Source organism: Streptacidiphilus sp. MAP5-3 (genome assembly GCF_041262505.1).
GTDB lineage: Bacteria > Actinomycetota > Actinomycetes > Streptomycetales > Streptomycetaceae > Streptacidiphilus.
Genome location: NZ_JBGCCL010000020.1, coordinates 109426 through 127480, shown reverse-complemented (window position 1 = coordinate 127480; position 18055 = coordinate 109426). Strand labels below are relative to the sequence as shown.

Genomic DNA, 18055 nt, shown 5'->3' with positions numbered 1-18055 from the left:
TAGCTGGTTTCTCCGGCGTTAACCAAATCCACCAGCCGGTCCTGAAAAATGGCAGCACGAAAATGAATTCGTACGATCATCGGCTTCAGGGGGTTCGCTGCCTCCGGACCTGCGCGGTACCCGCTGCAGGGGAGACAACTCGGAGAACACTACGCATCCCCGGGAGCCGGGTCAACCCCTCCCGTCGAAGATCTTTTGAGGAGGAACTCGCACCACACCGCCTTGCCCCCGTCCGGCGTGCGGCGGGTGCCCCAGTTCGAGGCGATGGTCGCCACGATCTCCAGGCCGCGGCCCGACTCGTCGGCCGGGAGGGCGCGCTTGCGGCGCGGGAGGTGGTCGTCGGCGTCGGTGACCTCGATGGTGAGGCGGCGGTCGGTGCGGCGCAGGCGGAGGCGCATCGGGGGGTGGCCGTGGGTGAGGGAGTTGGAGACCAGTTCGCTCACGGCCAGTACCCCGAGGTCCTGGAGTTCCTCACCCACGCGCCAGCTGGTGAGGACGCCCTGGGTGAAGGCACGGGCGCTCGACGCCGCCTCCGCACCGCCGAGCAGGTCGAGGGAGGCGGTGCGGAACAGTTCGGCGGTGTCGTTGTCGCGCTGCGGGAGCTGGAAGACCAGAGCCGCCACATCGTCGTCGTGCTCCGGGGTGACGCCCATGGCGCGCAGCAGTCGCGAGCAGATCACGTCGGGCGCGCCCGTGGCGCCGGCGAGGGTGCCGGCCAGGGTGTCCAGGCTGTGGTCGATGTCCTGGTCGCGGCGCTCGACGAGGCCGTCCGTGTAGAGGACGCCGGTCGAGCCGGCCGTGAAGGGGAGGTTGCTGGAGGTGTGCATCCACCCGCCGGTACCGAGCGGCGGGCCGCCAGGTTCCTCCGGACGGGTGATGGTGCCGTCCGCCAGGCGGACCATGAGGGGCAGATGTCCGGCCGACGCATAGCTGAGGCACTGCTCGCTGGGGTCGAAGACCGCGTAGACGCAGGTGGCGATCTGGGAGGCGTCGATCTCCGAGGCCAGGCCGTCGAGGAGCTGCAGCACCTCGTGCGGCGGCAGGTCGAGCCGCGCGTAGGCACGGACGGCGGTGCGGAGCTGACCCATGACCGCTGCGGCACGCATCCCGCGGCCCATGACGTCGCCGATGACCAGCGCGGTGCGCCCGCCGCCGAGGGTGATCACGTCGTACCAGTCGCCGCCGACGGCGGTGTCCGCACCGCCGGGCTGGTAGGTCGCGGCGACGCGGAGGTCGTCGGGCTGCTCCAGCTTCTGCGGGAGCAGGCTGCGCTGGAGGGTGACAGCTGCCTCGCGCTGTCGGCGTTCGCTCTCCCGGAGCCGTTCGGTGACCCGGACCTGGTCGGTGACCTCGGCGCCGAAGACGAGCACCCCGCAGACGTCGGACGCACCCGTACTGCGGCGCAGTGAGGCGAAGCTGCCGAGGCCGAGCGAGGACAGCCCGAGCGCGGTGCGCACGGACTGCGGAGCGGCTGCATCTGTGACCGCACCGGCGGCCGAGTCAGCGGCTGCACCGGCGGCCGAGTCGGCGACCGCATCGGTGGCCAAGTCAGCGGTGCAGTCGCCCGCATCCCTGCCCGCGTCGGCACCTGCCTGGGTGTTCGCGCCGCTGTCGGCGGGGGTGGGGACCATGGCGGCCTTCCCGGCGCCCCCGGTCAGCTGGGCCAGTTGCTGGCCCAGGTCCTCGGTCTCCCGGACCGGCGCGCAGACGAAGGTGTAGTAGCGCGGCGGCTCGACGCCCGCCAGGGCCGGGAGTTGGACCTTGCGGGCCTTGACGGTGCGCGGCCTTCCGGTCCGGTAGACCTGGTCCATCAGCGGCAGCAGGCCGAGTTCCTCCAGCTCAGGCATCACCTGGTGGGCGGGGACACCGGTCGGGCGCGGGCCGAAGACCTCGGTGTAGGCGCGGCTGAGGTAGCCGAGCCGGTGGCCTGGCCCGTAGCTGATGGCGACCAGCGCGGGCAGGTGCCCGAGCACGTCGTGGACGGCGAGGTGCTGGTGGCCGGCGTGCTCGTGGGCGATCCGTGCCTCGGGCAGTTCCCGGGTGGCGGGGACGCTGGGCGTGGGGCCGGAGGGACGGTCCTGCGGCGCGGAGGCGCGCCGCTGTCCGCCGGGGAGCCGGGCGCTCCAGCGTGTGAGGTTCAACGGAGTCCTTCGGGCTGCGGGTCGTCGGGGTACGTCGGGACGTCTGGGTACGTCAGGACGCCGGGTACGGGGATGCGAGGCAGGCTTCAGGTCGCGGAGTCGGGGTCCAGTGTGGCTGAAACCGCGCTCACGGGGAATCAGCTGCCGTGGGGTGTCTTGAAGATCGGCAAATCCGGCGAGACGGGACACATCACCTTTACAAAGCAGTCCGAGTCGGTCTATTCCGGTACAGCGCATCGCGGCACAAGCAGGGCGTCCGCGACACATCAGGCGGCACAACAGGTGAACCGATTCGGCTAGATCTAGATCGTCCCCCCTTCGCTCAAACCTTCGTCCAACAGGTGCTCGAAGCCCGCACGGGGCTCCTCCAGCTCCCCCAGTGAAACGATTTCGCGACCGGTCAGACTGGCGAGCAGCCAGTCGGACATCACCCGCGCCTTGCGCTCCCAGGTCGGTACGCGGCGCAGGTGCACGGCGCGGTGGAGCAGCCAGGCGGAGCGGCCGTGGAGCGAGCGGCTGCGCAGCTGGGCGACACCCTGGTGCAGCCCGAGCGAGGTGATCGTGCCCTTGAGTTCGCGCCGGTAGGCGGTGGTCGGCTGGCCGCGCAGGCAGGCGACCAGGTTGTCGGCGAGCACCATGGCCTGGTGGACCGCGTGTTGGGCGTTGGCACGGCAGGTCTCGCCGGGGCGGGCCAGATCGGGGACGGCGGCGGAGTCGCCGGCCGCGAAGACCCGCTCGGTGCCGAGGACGCGCAGATGGGAGTCGCACCGCAGGCGGCCCTGCGCGTCGACGGCCAGGCCGGTCTGCTTGAGCACGGGGTTGGCCCGCACGCCGGCCGTCCACACCAGGGTCCGGGCTGCGAAGCGGCTTCCGTCGGTGAGTTGGACGGTTCCGTCCGCTCCGACCGACGCGAGGCGGGTGCCGAGGCGGACGTCGATGGCGCGCTCGCGCAGCTCGGCGGTGGTGCGCTCGGCGGCCTGCGGCTCGGTCTCGGGGAGGATGCGCTTGCCTGCCTCGACGAGCACCCAGCGCAGGTCCTCCGGGCGGAGGTTGTGGTAGTGGCTGGTCGCGTGCCGGGCCATGTCCTCGAGTTCGGCGAGAGCGCCCGTGCCCGCGTAGCCGCCACCGACGAAGACGAAGGTCAGCGCGGCCTGACGCAGCTCGGGATCACGGGTGGAGGACGCCACGTCGAGCTGGGAGAGGACGTGGTTGCGCAGTTTGACGGCCTCTTCGACACTGCGGAAGCCGATTCCGTGCTCGGCGAGCCCGGGCACGGGCAGGATCCGCGAGACCGAACCGGGTGCGAGCACCAACAGGTCGTAAGGGAGTGTCAGTTCGATGGGTGATGCGCCATAGACGGGTGCCGGGAGCAGCAGATGAGCTCGCGCGTTGGCTTGGTCCAACGACGTCAGCCGCCCCTGCATCACCTTCACCCCGCGCAGCGCGCGACGCAGCGGCACGACGACGTGGCGCGGGTCGATCGCGCCCGAGGCGGCCTCCGCGAGGAACGGTTGGTACGTCATGTACGAGGTGGGGTCGACCAGGGTGAGCTCGGCCTCTCCCGGTTTCAGGCGTGCCCGCAGCCGCAGAGCGGCGTTGACGCCGACCTGCCCGCCACCGATCAGCAGGATGCGCGCGGCCGAGGACGGCCCGGCCGATTCCGGTGAGGACGCGTGTGGGGACGCAGGTGGGATCACTCAACCATTCCGCACCCGTGAGTGGGTGCACGTCCATACTCCGTACCTGAATGAGTGGATACGGATGTGACGCTGATCGCCACGGCGGTGGCGGCGATGCCCCGTCGTCGAACGCGGACACGGCGGCACGGAATTGGCGCTTCGACTCCATTGATCAGCGCAGATGCCCTACGCTGCGCAACGACCGTCGTGTGCGCACGGTCGGTGCGGACGGTGGGATTCCTGCCCGACTCCCCTGGTCCCGTCGATGTGCCGTCAACTATGGTCGTTGAATCTGTCGTACGGGGGAGGACGAACCTCATGGTTCAGCAGGAGCAGGTACTGCAGCGCGCAGTCGAGGGGACGATTCCGGTGCAGCGGGGGCTGGTGGCGAAGGGGCTGACGACGAACGGCGGCGGACGGCTTCGCGTCGACGCGCGCCGCAACCTGGAGTCGGTGCTGCGCGCTGCGCGCGAGGTCTTCGGCGAACTCGGCTACGGCGCGCCGATGGAGGAGGTCGCCCGGCGCGCGGGCGTCGGCGTGGGCACGGTCTACCGGCGCTTCCCGAGCAAGGAGGTGCTGGTGCGGCGGATCGCCTCGGAGGAGGTGGTCTGGCTGACCACGCAGGCCCGCGAGGCGCTCAACTCGGACTCCACGGGGGCGTGGGAGTCGCTGGCGGACTTTCTCGCTCGCGCGGCGACGAGCGGCGCGGGCCGGCTGCTGCCGCCCGAGACGTTCCGCCAGGCCGAGGCGATGGTGCGGGTCCCCGCCCCGCGGTCGGCGACGTCGGATGAGTTGCTCTCCGGTGCCGTGCCGAGCACGGTCACCCCGATCACCTCGGTCGACGAGGAGTTCGGGGAGGACGCGGACCCGGTCCGACTGCTGGGACTGCTGGGGCAGTTGGTCGACCGCGCGGCGGGCTGCGGGGAGCTGCGCGGCGGGGTCAGCGTGGCCGACGTGGTGCTGGTGCTGACGGCGTCGGTGCCCGCGCATGCGTCTGCCGACGGCAGCGCGGCGGGGCGGTTGCTGCATCTTCTGCTGCAGGGGCTGCGGGCGGGCTGACGCGCACGTCCGCTCCCGCGGGTAGTTGCACGTAGCTGGAGGCGCGGGGCTGTGCTGATGTGCAGCTCCGCTGCATGGTCGCGAGCAGGCGGACCTGTGCTCCCGCACGGAGTTGCACTCACCTCAGGGGGCGCGGGGCTCCGTGCCTCAGCCGTACGGCGTTGCTGACCCTCACAGAGCACCCCCGCGCCTCCTGAACTGTGCGTTCCGCTTAACGTCTCTGCTCGAACGGCTGGACCTTGGCCCCCGAAGGGGTGGTGCCGAATCGTTCGCTCTCGTTGGCGGGGCGGATCTGTGGGAACCTGACCCCGGTTGAGCGAGGGAAGCGGGGGTTGGGTCATGCCCACTGAGGAACCGGACGCGCCTGCGGCGCACGTGCCGCCGCAGGGAGTCGGCGGTGCCGAGGGTCTGCCGCGCCAGCGCGGCGACAGCGGGGAGGGGCCGCATGAGCACGGCGCGGCCGACCGCGTCGAGGCCGCCGCGCCGCCCAGCGTGCCCCCACCCGGCGGGCCCGTCGACGACGAACCGCTGACCACGTCCGACGCCGATCTCACCGCCGCCGTACGGGCCGGGGACGACGCCGCGTACGAGGAGCTGTACCGGCGCCACGTCGCCGCCGTCCGCCGCTACGCCCGTACCTGCTGCCGGGATTCGTTCACGGCCGAGGACCTCGCGGGGGAGGTCTTCGCCCGCACGCTGCAGGCGCTCCGCGCCGGCAAGGGGCCGGACATCGCGGTCCGCGCGTACCTGCTGACCGCTGTGCGCAACATCGCCGCGTCGTGGACGCGGGGCGACCGGCGTGAGCAACTGATCGACGACTTCCAGCTGTTCGCGACCAACAACGCCGTGGTCGCCACGGTCGACGTGACCGACCCGGGCGCGGACGCGCGGGCGATGACCGGGGTCGACCAGTCGCTCATCGTGCGCGCGTTCCTGAACCTGGACGCGGACGACCGGCGGCTGCTCTGGCACACCGAGGTCGAGCAGGAGCCGCCGCGCGAGGTCGCGGTGCTGCTGGGCAAGACCGCCAACGCCACCGCCGTGCAGGCGCACCGCGCACGTGAACGGCTGGCGACGGCGTTCCTGCAGGCCCACATCTCGGACACCCAGGCGTCCGACTGCGAGCAGCACGCGGCGAAGCTCGGCGGCTTCGCGCGCGGGCAGTTGGGCAAGCGGGCGTCGACGGACGTGCGGGCGCACCTGCAGGAGTGCGACCGCTGCTCGGCGGCGTACCTGGAGCTGGTCGACCTCAACCACAGCCTGCGCGAGCTGCTGCCTTCCGGCCTGCTGGTCTGGCTCGGCTCGGGCTACTTCACGGTGCTCGCGGCGGGGTTGGCCGGTGCGGCCACCGCCGGTGCGGCGGTCGGCGTCACGGCGGCTGCCGGTGGCTCCGCAACCACCGCCGGGGCGACCACGGCCGGTGCGGCCGGAGCCGCGGGCGCGGCGGGTTCGTCGGGCGGTGCCGCGGGCGGCGCTGCCGGTGGTGGCGCCGCCTCGGAGGGGGTGGGGCTGCCGGTCAAGATCGGCATCGCCACGGCCGTCGTCGTCGCCGCTGCCGCCGGGCTGGCGTTCGCGCTGACCGGGAGCGACGCCAAGCCGAAGCCCGTGCCGGTGGCCAAGCCGAAGCCGACTCCGGTGGCGACGGTCCCGGCCAGACCGGCCCCGAAGCCGACGCCCAAGCCGACTCCTCCGCCGCCCCCGCCGCCGGTGGTCAAGCCGAGCCCCACACCCACCCCGACGCCGACACCCAAGCCGACTCCGCGTCCGACGCCGCCTCCGCCTCCGCCGAGACCGACGCCCAAGCCGACGCCGCCCCCGCCTCCGCCGCCCCCCGTGACCAGCTACTACGTCGACACGCTGCCTTACCAGGGCAGCGGCCCCGCCACCGGGCCCGCGTTGGCGCCGCCGAGTGTCTTCAACTGGGTATGGCAGCGGCCCGACGGCGTCAGCATCGGCAAGAAGTCCTACGCGCGCGGCATTACCGTGATGGCGCCGTCGAACGCGGTGATCGACCTGAACCAGGCCTGCACGAACTTCTCCGCGTGGGTGGGCATCGACGACATGACCATGGGCCTCGGTTCGGCGAAGTTCACCGTCGAGAACGGGACGACGGGTGCGGTGCTGTGGCAGTCCGGCGTCATCCACGGCGGTGACCCGGCAGAGAGCGTCAGCGTGTCACTGAAGGGGCTGACCAAGATCAAGCTGGTGGTCCGGGGATCGCACGGCTTCATCGGCGGCCAGGTCGCCGACTGGGCCGACGCCCGCTTCAGCTGCTGAGGGCTGACGCCACCAGATCACTGGCCCTGCATCTGCTGGATCTGCTGCAGGGCCTGCAGGAAGGTCTCCGTCTCCTGCGCGCCCTGGACGGCGTACTTGCCCTCGAAGACGAACGTCGGGACGGAGCTGACGCCGATGGCGCGGGCGTGCTCCAGCTCGCTCGCGGTCTCGGCGCGGCCCTTGTCGGACGGGAGGAAGGCCTCGACGCGGGCCCGGTCCATCCCGGCGGCCACGGCGATCTCGGTCAGCGCCGTGAAGTCGGCGACGTCGACGCCCTCGGAGAAGTGCGCGGCGAGCAGCCGCTCCTTGAGGTCGACCTGCGTCTCCGGGCCGTACTCGTGCTCGGCGAGCCAGAGCAGGCGGTGGCCGTGGACGGTGTTGACGTGCAGGGCGGCGTCGAAGTCGTAGTCGATGCCCTCGTCCTTGCCGATCGCCGCGACGCGGTCGTCCATGGCGCGGGACTGCGGGCCGTAGCGCTCCTGCAGCCAGGCACGGTGCGGGGTCGGCTCCATGGGGGCGTCGGGCACCAGCTGGAACGGCCGGTACACGACCTCGACGTCGTCGGCTCCCGCGAAGGCCGTAAGGGCCTGGTCGAACCGGCGCTTGCCGATGAAGCACCACGGGCAGGCGATGTCGCTGTAGATCTCCACCTTCATGAGAGCACGGCTCCTCTCGATCGTCTGCGCGCTCAGACAATGCCAACGCGGAGCCACCCGTCGGAATTCCGGACGCGACGCGACTTCGACGAGACCGCAGTCACACCTCCTCGGTGTCGCCCGCACGGTCTCGCCTGCTCGGCCACACCCGCGCGGTCACGCCCGCTTGGGGCCCGGGACGAGCAGCACCGGGCAGAGCGCGTGGAAGGTCAGCGCGGAGGCGACCGAGCCGAGCAGCAGACGCGGGAAGCCGCCGTTGCCGCGGGTGCCGAGGACCAGAGTGTGCTGGTCCTCGGACGCGTGGAGCAGGAGCGCGACCGGGTCGCCCGCGACGACGTACAGCTCCGGGGTCGGGACGGGCTCCTGCCCGGCGTCCGGCTCAGCCTCCAGCCGGGCGGTCGCCGCAGTGACGCCGCGCTGGACGACGTCGGTCATGCCCGCCAGCAGGCGGCCGACGCTGTCCTGGACCACGTCGTCCAGGCCGACGGCCGTGTCGGCGAGCGGCGTCGGATTGACCGCCGCGAGCACCCGCACCGGCACCGCATGGGCCCGCGCCTCCTTAAGCGCCCGCTCCAGCGCCCACAACGAACCGTCCGAACCGTCGACGCCGACCAGGACGCCGGGTTGGGCGTGGGCCGGCGGAGGCTCGTGGGAGACGGGCATGGCGTGCATGCGTCCCATCATCGGGGCGGGTAGACCCGACCCGGCGTCAAGACACGTGTGACGCCGACGCGGTGGCGGCTCGCCCCGCCGGAGAAGGAGAAGCTGCCGAGGCAGGCTGCCCGGCCCCGGAGGTGACGGCGGGGCGGGGCAGCGGTGGCAGTCCGGTCCAGCAGGAGCCGCGGCGGGCCCGCAGACGGCGCAGCCACAGCTCCATGGCGACCACGTCCGCCAGCCCGTCCAGCGGGGCCGGCGCATCCGACGCCGCCGCGCGCAGTGCCGCTCGGACGCCCTCGGCGTCGATCAGGCCCCAGTCGCCCAGCAGGGATGCGGCGAAGAGCCGGTCCAGCGCGTCGGCGGAACGGCGCAGGCCCGCGCGCACACTGTCGGCCGCCGCGTAGGGGTCGGGCGGGAGGCCGTTGCCCCAGCCGTCGGGGACCTCCTGGACGCCTGCCCCGGCAAGGACCGCGCGGAGGATGCCGTGGCGCGCACCGGGTTGGATCCGGGCCCGGTCGGGGACCTGACGGCAGGCGCGGACCACCTGGTTGTCCAGGAACGGCGCGTGCAGACGCTGCCCGCGTGCGTCCGGCGCGCTCTCGACGACCTGGGCCAGCACACGGAACTCCGCCGCCCGCCGCTGGAGCGCCAGCCGGGCACGCCGGGCCCCCGGCCGCTCGTCGGGTGCCCCGGCGCGGGCGGCCAGGTGGAGGCGTTGGGCGACGGCGCCACGAGCGTCGGCGGTGAGCCAGGCCGCAGCCGGACCGGGCGTGCACCAGGCGAGCGCACGAGTGGACGCCTCCCCTGCGGTCCCGGGCGGGGCGCCGACGGCGCGACCGCCGACGAGGGCCGCGGCGGCGTCCCGCAGTCCGTCGGTGTAGCCGGTACGGGCGAGCCGCCGGGCCGCGCGCACGACCGCGACGGGCGTGCCGACCATGGCGCTGTCCGCGCGGGCGAGGGCCGCGACCGGCCGCAGCAGTGGGCTTCGACGGCGTTCCAGCAGCAGGTCGGCGAGTCGGGCCGGGTGGCCGTCCAGGACCTGGCGGGCGCCGTGGCCGCTGATGTGGTCGGTGCCTGCCGCGGCCAGCCGCGCGCGGTGGCGCAGCGCGGCGACCAGCGCCGGGCCGGGCTCGTCGGTCAGCGGTCCGGCCAGCGGGTCGTCGGCGAGGTCCGCGTACGGGAGCGCGTCCTCGCCGCCGGGGACGACGACGTGGTCGAGCCGGTCCGCGGCGGCTTCGGCAACGGAGCGGGCGCGCAGCAGCTCCGCCTCACGCGCGGGAGTGAGCGGCGCTCCGGTGGCGCCCTCGGCGTCGGTCCAGGTGATCGCGAGCAGCCCGGTCGGCTCGGCTTCGGGCGCGGTGACGCGACGGGCCCAGGATCCGCGCACCGCACCGGTCCGGCGCGCGGCGTCCGGTCCGGCCGACGACGAGGACGGCGGCGTCGGCGGGCCGTGGTGGAGGGTGCGGTAGCTGCGGGGGTCGCCCCAGCGCTCCTCGCTGAAGGTGCCGAGGGCCGGGTGGCGGACCGGCGGGGCGCTGCCGTTGGGCGCCCCGGTGCCGTCAGGGGTGGCGCGCTCCGTACGCCGGGTGGACTGGGAGGACTGGGAGGACTCGGAGGACTGGGAGGACCGCGCGTCGGGCGGCTCCGGCGCTGTGGTGGCGCCTGTGGCGGCGCCGGGGTCCAGGCCTGCGCTGCCGGGGTCACGGGGCGAGCCCGGTGCGCCGCTGGGGCGTTCGGTGGCGCGTGCGGCGGGGCTCGCGGCGGCGCGTGCGGCCGGCACCTTGGCGACGCGAGGGATCGTCGCGGCCAGCAGTGCCAGCACCGTCGAGGCGCTGCCGCCGGACAGGTCGACGCTGACGTCCCGTCGGCGGACGACGAGCTCTCCGGCCTCGTCGGGACCGTCGTAGCCGATGCCGCCCTCGAACAGCATCTCGTCCGGCAGGCCCTCGCCGGAGCCGGACAGCGCCTCGGCGCCCCGGCGGTGCGGCCGGCCGACGAACATGCCGAGGCCGTGCCCGAGGCTGAGATCGGGCCCGAGACCGAGGTCCGGCGCGAGGCCGAGATCGAACCCCGGCCCAACTCCCGCTTCCGGCACGGAGCCCCGGCCCGCAGAGCCGGGACCTGTGACGAAGACGGTGGCGGACAGCTCGGCCGACATGTCCCCCGCCGCAACCGCCTGGCCGGCCAGGCCGCCGAGGCCGCCGACGCCGAAGGCGGGCTGCGGCACCTGCTGCGAGGTGCGCACCCGTAGCCGGACGGACTCCAGCAGCGACCGGGTCACCTCGGCCGTCGCCGACGCCTCGCTGTTCTCGTAGCTCCCCACTCCACCGGGCACCGGCTCGTAGACGCCGACGGCCGGGACGCCGCCGCGCACGGTCAGCGCCTGCCCCGGCGGGACCCGGAGCACCCCCGTGAAGGGGCTTCCGTCGCCGACGCCCTCGGGTGCGTCGGGCAGGGCCAACCGCGCCGCGAGGTGGATCCGATCGAGGGGCGCGTCGACGAGGTCGGCCAGCGGCAGTGCGGCGGTGGCGTAGGCGGTCCCGCCGCCGAACGGCGTGTGGTAGACGGGGTGGACTCCGGCCAGATCGCCCAGGATCGAGACGCGCGAGCCCAGTTGGAGCACCACGACGTAGCTGCCGGACCAGGTGGTCAGGTGCCGCAGCGCACCACCGGACGTCGCCAGCAGGGCGGTGCGCAGCGCTGCGTCCGCCGCCCCGCAGCGGCCGAGGACCAGCAGACGCGCCGACGCGCCGTCGTCGGGCGGGAGTTCACCGGCGACCGGATCGTCGACGAGGTCGGGGAAGCCGTGGCGGACGACCGCGCTGGAGTGGCGCCGCCACCGGTGCAGCGTGACGCTGCGGATCTCGTCCGAACGCCAGTCCCCCACCGCCCACAGCGGATCGGAACCGGGCCAGAGCAGGCGTCCGCCGACCGGCCGGAGCGCGCGCACGTCAGCGAGGGCGGTAGTGCCGTCTCGGGTCTTTCCGCCCAGACCGCTCCAACCCACCAACCATCGCATCGTCGCCTCCACGCCAAAGGCACGGTGCCGCACCGTCAGCTCCCCATCGTGTCAGCCAACGGCGTGTTCGGCTGTGGCATCGAGGCAGGCAAATTCCGGAAGTTGACGCAATGTTGTCGGACAAACAGGGCTGACCACCACAAACACGACAGGGACGGGAGCGGACAGGGCGTGGAGCGCGGTCCGGACCCTCCCCTCCCGGGCCCGGACCCCGACCCCCGAGGTCCGGCCCAGGCACAGTCGCCGCGCGCCCGTCCGCACGAGAAGAACTGACCGAACGAACGGCCGGAACGAACGGACAGCCGGAACGAACGGACCACAGCTCGGGAGGTGTCCGCACACCCCCCGAGCCGGTCCGCCGCCGCGCGGGGATGTACGGCGGCGGCATCCCCCGACCCGCCGGGTCCTCGACGGCAGGCCGACCCACGCCACCATGCAAACGCCGGAACCCCGGGCAAGGGAGGGGGCACACCGGGGCGCACCGCCGCACGGGCCAGGGGCATAGACCACCCCGGAACTGCCATCTCCGCCACCGGATCCCGCCATCTGGAACAAGACCCCTTAACCGTGGGAAGGCAGGGAACTACTCTGGGTGCAACAGGGCGACGTGCGGGATCCGGGAGGGGGTGGCAGGAGGGCATGACGACCACTGGCAGTCGCGGGCCGAACGACAAACTGGGCACCCTGCTGACCCTTGCCGGGATGAGCAACGCCGGGCTGGCCCGCCGGGTCAACGACCTGGGCGCGCAACGCGGTCTGACCTTCCGTTACGACAAGACCTCGGTGGCCCGCTGGGTCACCAAGGGCATGGTGCCGCAGGGTCCGGTGCCGCATCTGATCGCCACGGCGATCGGCGGCAAGCTGGGCCGGGCGGTCCCGCTCGAGGAGATCGGCCTGGGCAGCACCGATCCGACACCCGAGATCGGCCTGACCTTTCCGCGCGCGGTTCCCGCAGCGGTGCAGAGCGCCACCGACCTGTGGCGGCTCGACCCCGGGCGCACGCGCAAACCCGGTGCGCCGGGCAGCGGTTGGTGGGACACCCTGGCCGGGAGCTTCTCCGTCGCGGCCTACACCACCCCCGTCGCGCGCTGGCTGATCACGCCCGTCGACGGCTCGGTCGCGCGCGAGGCGCCGAGCGCCGACAAGGACCGTAAGGACCACAAGGACGCCCAGGACCACGCGGACGACAACGACCGCACGGACACAGCGGCGGCGGACGCACACGTCCAGGGACGGCGGTCCGCGCCGACCGTTCCCGGCGCGCGGGCAGGTTCCCTGGAGCTTCCGGAGCCTGGTGGCCTTGCGGACGCGACGTCCCCGTCCCTGTCGACCGGGCACGAGAACGGTTACGAGACCCGGCACGAGGGGCAGTTCGGGCATGCGGGTGCGCCGCTGGGCCTCGCCGACGGTGTCCGCGGCAGCTACCGGGTCGGCCATGCGGACGCGGCCAAGCTGCGTCAGGCCGCCGAGGAGGCCCGACGCTGGGACTCCCGCTACGGCGGCGGCGACTGGCGCTCGTCCATGGTCCCCGAGTGCCTGCGGCGGGACGCCACACCGCTGTTGCTCGCCAGCTACAGCGACGAGGTGGGCCGCGCACTGTTCGGCGCGACCGCCGAACTGACCCGGCTCGCCGGGTGGATGGCGTTCGACACCGGACAGCAGGAGGCCGCACAGCGCTACTACATCCAGGCGCTCCGCCTGGCCCGCGCGGCGGCGGACGTCCCGCTCGGCGGCTATGTGCTGGCGTCGATGAGCCTGCAGGCGACCTACCGGGGTGCTGCCGACGAGGGCGTCGACCTCGCCCAGGCCGCCGTGGAGCGCAACCGGGGGCTGGCGACGGCGCGGACGATGAGCTTCTTCCGGCTGGTCGAGTCGCGGGCCCACGCCCGCGCCGGGGATGCGGCTGCCTGCGCCTCCGCCCTTGCCGCGGCCGAGAGTTGGCTGGAGCGGTCACGTCCGGGCGACGGCGATCCGGCCTGGATCGACTTCTACACCTGGGACCGGCTGGCAGCGGACGCGGCGGAGGGTTTCCGGGACCTCGGCATGCCGGGCAAGGTCCGCGAGTTCACCGAACGCGCGCTGGCCACGCCCACCGAGGAGTACGTCCGCTCGCACGGCCTGCGCCTGATCGTCTCGGCCATGGCCGAGCTGGACCAGGGCGAGCTGGAGCGCGCGGTGGCGGCGGGCAACCGCGCCCTCGACGTGGCCGGGCGGATCTCCTCGCAGCGCACCCGCGAGTACCTGGCGGAGATGCTGAAGCGGCTGGACCGCTTCAAGGGCGAACGGATAGCCCAGGAGTTGGTGGAACGCGCCCGCCTCACGCTCGCCGCGCCGGCCTGAACCCACGTCCGATCACCCGCCTGGACGCCCGCCCGAACCACGTCTCCGTGCCGCCGCCCGGACGCCGTGGCGTGGCGTGGCCCCATCACGTGTGTGACCACGTCCCTGACCTCGGACGCGCCCTGCTGCGGACGGTCATGGCCGCGTAAGGTGACCGGCAGAACCTCGTCGAACCGTCGGAAGGGCTTGCGTGCGGGGCTTTGACTGCGACGTCGTGATCATCGGTGCGGGCATCGTCGGGCTGAGCGCCGCGTACGCGCTCTCCCAGCAGGCGCCCGAGCTGGACGTGGTCGTGCTGGAGAAGGAGCCGCGGCTGGCGGCCCACCAGACCGGCCGCAACAGCGGGGTGATCCACAGCGGCCTCTACTACCGACCGGGCTCCCTCAAGGCGAAGTTCGCCCTGGCCGGAGCCGCGGAGATGGTCGAATTCTGCAAGGAACAGGGCCTCCCCCACCAGGTCACCGGCAAGCTGGTGGTCGCCGTCGACCGCACCGAGCTGCCGCGGCTGCACGCGCTGGCCCAGCGCGGACGCGAACACGGCCTGCCCACGCGCGAGTTGGGCGCGGCGCAGATCGCCGAACAGGAACCGCACATCAGCGGCGTGGCCGCGCTGCACGTCGGCACCACCGGCCTCGCCTACTACCCGGCCGTGGCCGCCCGCTACGCGGAGCTGTCCGGGGCACGGATCCGGACCGGCAACGCGGTCACCGCCATCGACCGACGCGGCGACGGCGTCACCGTGACCACGACGCTGGGCGAGGTCCGGGCGCGGGTGCTGGTCAACTGCGCGGGTCTGCAGAGCGACCGGGTGGCGCGGATGGCGGGCGACGAACCCGGGCTGCGGATCGTCCCGTTCCGCGGCGAGTACTTCGAGCTGGCCCCGGAGGCGGCGTCGCTGGTGCGCGGGCTGGTCTACCCGGTGCCGGACCCGGCGTTCCCCTTCCTCGGCGTGCACCTGACCCGTGACCTGCACGGCGGCGTGCACGTCGGCCCCAATGCCGTCCCGGCGCTGGCCCGGGAGGGCTACGACTGGCGCACGGTCAGCCCGCGCGACCTGCTCGCCACCGCCGGCTGGCCGGGCACCTGGTCGCTCGCCTCGCGTCACTGGCGCGCGGAGGCGGTCGAGCTGCGCCGCTCGCTCAGCACCCGGGCGTTCACCCGCGCACTCCAGCGCCTGCTGCCCGCCGTCGCCGAGCGGGACCTGCTGCCCGCCCCGGCAGGCGTCCGGGCCCAGGCGGTCGACCGGCACGGCGCGCTGGTCGACGACTTCGCCTTCGCCGAGGGCCCGCGAACCGTCCACGTGCTCAATGCCCCCTCCCCGGCGGCAACCGCGTCCCTCGCGATCGGCCGCGAGATCGCCGGACGGGCAAGGGCCGCGCTCGACCGCAGCTGAGCGGGCGCGCCGCGGTGGCCGTCGGAACCGAGCGGACGGACGGACCTCGGCCAGACGGACCTGGGCCGACCGAGGGATGGGCCAACGCTCGGAGCTGGGCCGACAGTCGGAGCCGAGCCGCCGGTCCGTGGCGACGGTTCCGTAGACTGGGGCGCATTGTGACCAGCCAGCCCACCGCCCTCGTTCCCCCGGCCGCCGCACGCCCCGAGGCCTCCGGCACCGGCACCGGCACCGGCACTGACGCGCCGCGTCCCGGCGACCCCGTCTCGCCGGAGCTCCACACCGAGCGCCGGATCCGCAGCTTCCACCCGCGCAAGGGCCGGATGAGCACCGCGCAGTACGACGCGCTGGAGCGCTCCTGGGACGCGTGGGGCATCCGGATCGACGGCGAGCGGCAGCTGGACCTGGACGCCTGGTTCGGGCGGACGGACGCCGAGGTGGTGCTGGAGATCGGCTTCGGCATGGGCGACGCCACCGCGATCATGGCCGCCGCCGAGCCCGAGCGCTGCATACTCGCGGCCGACGTGCACACCCCCGGCCACGGCAACCTGCTGCGCCGGATCGAGTCCGACGGCCTCGACAACGTCCGCCTGGCCGAGGGGGATGCCGTGGTGCTGCTCCGGGACCAGCTGGCGCCCGCGTCCCTGGACGGGCTGCGGATCTACTTCCCGGACCCGTGGCCCAAGGCCCGCCACCACAAGCGGCGGCTGATCCAGCCCGAGTTCACGGCGCTGGCCGCGTCCCGGCTCCGCCCCGGCGCGACGGTGCACTGCGCGACCGACTGGGAGCCCTACGCGGAGCAGATGCTGGAGGTGCTGACCGCCTCCCTCGACCTGGTCAACCTGCACGACGACTTCGCGCCGCGTCCGGACTGGCGGCCGGTGACCAAGTTCGAGCGCCAGGGGCTGGCCAAGGGCCACGTCGTCCGCGACCTGCTCTTCCGTCGACGCTGAGCTGCGGTCCGGGCGCCTGCGCGCGTGCATCGCACCCCTGTGGTGATCGTGCGGTGACCGTACGGGCACAAGTCCTTACCCGCTGATCCGCCGCCCCGCTAAGGTCATGGGGTGAGCAGCGCGCAGCACGAACCCCCGGCGAACAGCACCGCCGGGGACTCGACCGGGCCGATATCCGGCACCGGCACCGAAACCCCCCTCCCGCCCACCGGCTCCGCCGAACCGGTCGCACCCGTGGCCGTCGACGTGCCGCTGCCCGAGGGTCTGCCGACGGCTCCCCAGCCGGGGACGGCCGGGCTGCCTTTCGAGCCGCCGCGCGCCCTTCGCTACAAGGTCCGCCGCAACCTGCTGGAGAACCGCTGGCTGCGTATCGCGCTGGTGGTGATCGCCTTCGCCGCGTGCGGGGCGGCGATCCTCAACATGGTCCACACCCAGACGGGGACCGCCGGGTTCGTCGTCGGCGTCGCGCTCGCCGTGCTGCCGGTGCCGCTGGTGCTGGGCGCCTACCACTGGCTGGACCGGGTCGAGCCGAAGCCCGCGCGGCTGCTGCTCTTCTGCTTCGGCTGGGGCGCGTGCGCGGCCACGCTGGTGGCGATCCTGGCCAACGACTGGGCCACCTCGCTGCTCATCAGCCACCAGGTGGGCGGCGGCGAGACGCTGGGCGCGAGCCTGGTCGCGCCGCTGGTCGAGGAGTCGTCCAAGGCCGCGCCGCTGCTGCTGATCTTCCTCTTCCGCCGCCGTGACTTCACCGGCATCGTCGACGGCGCGGTCTATGCCGGGTTCACCGCGACCGGCTTCGCCTTCACCGAGAACATCCTCTACATCGGCCGCTCGGTGATGGACGGAAGCAACGACGGCGGCACGGGCATAGCAGCGACCGTGATGACCTTCGTGATGCGCGAGGTGATGTCGCCGTTCGCGCACCCGCTCTTCACCTCGATGACGGCGGTGGGCTTCGGGCTCGCGGCCATCAGCCGCAAGCGCTGGCAGCGGATCTGCGCCCCGATCGCGGGCTGGATCTTCGCGATGCTGATGCACGGCACCTGGAACAGCGCGCCGGTGCTCGGCCCGCTGGGCTTCTTCGGCGTCTACTTCCTCTTCATGATGCCGGTCTTCGCGCTGATGGTCTGGCTGGTGATCTGGTCGCGCGGCAACGAGCTGCGGGTGGTCGGCAAGCAGCTGGCCGTCTACGTCGCGGCGGGCTGGATCGCGCGTCCGGTGCCGCTGGTGCTGGCGTCGATGCGGACCCGCAAGCAGGCCCGGGCGCTGGCCCGCTTCCAGCGGGGGCCGACCGGCGACAAGGCGATGCGCGAGTACCAGGGCTTCGCGACCTCGCTGGCGCTGCTGCGCGAGCGGGTGGCCCGCGGCCTCGCGGTGCAGGACTTCGCGGAGCGCGAGCAGGAGCTGCTGCACCACCTGTGGGAGCGCAAGGAGACGGTCGAGGGCGTCTTCGACCGGGTCGGCGAGCAGGAGTGGTACCGCACCCACCCGCCGCTGGCCACGGCCTGGGCCGGCGCTCCGACGCCGGGCTTCGGGTATCCGTACCCGCAGCGTCCGGGCTACACGCCCTACCCGCAGCGTCCCGGTCCCGGTTACGCGCCCTACCCGCACACCCAGCCGCCGGGATACGGGCAGCAGCCGTTCGTGCCGCAGCAGCAGACGCCGCCGCAGTACGGCCGACCGCCGTACGCGGCGCAGCAGTACGGCGGCCAGCAGTACGCTCCGCGGGCATACGCTCCGCAGCAGCCGTGGCCGTACGCACCGCAGCCACAACAGCCGTCGCCGTACGCAGCGCAGCAGCCGCCGCAGCAGCCGGCGGTGCCGTCCCAGGCACAGCCGAGCCCCGCGGCCGAGCAGCCTCCGGCCGAGAGCTGAGTCGGG

The 18055-nt window shown here is 73.4% G+C and carries 11 protein-coding genes; 6 read left to right on the top strand and 5 right to left on the bottom strand.

Going from position 1 to position 18055, the window contains the following annotated elements; genetic code table 11:
- Nucleotides 1–149: 149 nt before the first annotated feature.
- Both ABH928_RS25945 and ABH928_RS25940 read right to left on the bottom strand, forming a co-directional pair.
- Nucleotides 150–2141 carry a SpoIIE family protein phosphatase gene (locus ABH928_RS25945; protein ID WP_370070609.1) on the bottom strand — a complete coding sequence of 664 codons (1992 nt, stop codon included), beginning with the start codon at nucleotides 2139–2141 and terminating at the stop codon, nucleotides 150–152.
- 302 nt (nucleotides 2142–2443) lie between these two features.
- Nucleotides 2444–3835, bottom strand: coding sequence for an NAD(P)/FAD-dependent oxidoreductase (locus ABH928_RS25940; protein WP_370070621.1), 1392 nt, complete (start codon nucleotides 3833–3835; stop codon nucleotides 2444–2446).
- 303 nt (nucleotides 3836–4138) lie between these two features.
- Between ABH928_RS25940 and ABH928_RS25935 the strand changes: the two genes are divergently transcribed.
- Both ABH928_RS25935 and ABH928_RS25930 read left to right on the top strand, forming a co-directional pair.
- Nucleotides 4139–4879, top strand: coding sequence for a TetR/AcrR family transcriptional regulator (locus tag ABH928_RS25935; protein WP_370070607.1), 741 nt, complete (start codon nucleotides 4139–4141; stop codon nucleotides 4877–4879).
- Between the two features lie 339 nt (nucleotides 4880–5218).
- The gene (locus tag ABH928_RS25930) at nucleotides 5219–7156 is read left to right on the top strand and encodes a sigma-70 family RNA polymerase sigma factor (protein WP_370070605.1); all 1938 of its coding nucleotides are present in this window, start codon (nucleotides 5219–5221) and stop codon (nucleotides 7154–7156) included.
- A gap of 17 nt (nucleotides 7157–7173) precedes the next feature.
- Here the strand turns inward: ABH928_RS25930 and ABH928_RS25925 are convergent, their stop codons facing one another.
- The 3 genes from ABH928_RS25925 to ABH928_RS25915 all read right to left on the bottom strand — a co-directional run bounded on the left by ABH928_RS25925 (nucleotide 7174) and on the right by ABH928_RS25915 (nucleotide 11488).
- The gene (locus tag ABH928_RS25925; RefSeq protein ID WP_370070603.1) at nucleotides 7174–7812 is read right to left on the bottom strand and encodes a DsbA family oxidoreductase; all 639 of its coding nucleotides are present in this window, start codon (nucleotides 7810–7812) and stop codon (nucleotides 7174–7176) included.
- A gap of 156 nt (nucleotides 7813–7968) precedes the next feature.
- Complete coding sequence (locus ABH928_RS25920; protein WP_370070601.1) at nucleotides 7969–8484, bottom strand: universal stress protein; 516 nt, start codon at nucleotides 8482–8484, stop codon at nucleotides 7969–7971.
- 37 nt (nucleotides 8485–8521) lie between these two features.
- A complete protein-coding gene (locus ABH928_RS25915) occupies nucleotides 8522–11488 on the bottom strand; it encodes an asparagine synthase-related protein (protein WP_370070599.1) in 2967 nt (988 codons plus the stop codon).
- Nucleotides 11489–12127: 639 nt separating this feature from the next.
- On the opposite strand from ABH928_RS25915, the gene ABH928_RS25910 reads away from it, so the two are divergent.
- The 4 genes from ABH928_RS25910 (at nucleotide 12128) to ABH928_RS25895 (ending at nucleotide 18049) form a co-directional block, all read left to right on the top strand.
- A complete protein-coding gene (locus ABH928_RS25910) occupies nucleotides 12128–13828 on the top strand; it encodes a hypothetical protein (protein ID WP_370070597.1) in 1701 nt (566 codons plus the stop codon).
- A 190-nt stretch (nucleotides 13829–14018) separates the two neighbouring features.
- Nucleotides 14019–15221, top strand: coding sequence for an L-2-hydroxyglutarate oxidase (gene lhgO, locus ABH928_RS25905; protein ID WP_370070595.1), 1203 nt, complete (start codon nucleotides 14019–14021; stop codon nucleotides 15219–15221).
- A 158-nt stretch (nucleotides 15222–15379) separates the two neighbouring features.
- A complete protein-coding gene (trmB, locus tag ABH928_RS25900) occupies nucleotides 15380–16174 on the top strand; it encodes a tRNA (guanosine(46)-N7)-methyltransferase TrmB (RefSeq protein ID WP_370070593.1) in 795 nt (264 codons plus the stop codon).
- A gap of 111 nt (nucleotides 16175–16285) precedes the next feature.
- The gene (locus tag ABH928_RS25895; RefSeq protein ID WP_370070591.1) at nucleotides 16286–18049 is read left to right on the top strand and encodes a PrsW family glutamic-type intramembrane protease; all 1764 of its coding nucleotides are present in this window, start codon (nucleotides 16286–16288) and stop codon (nucleotides 18047–18049) included.
- The last annotated feature ends 6 nt before the right edge of the window (nucleotides 18050–18055 follow it).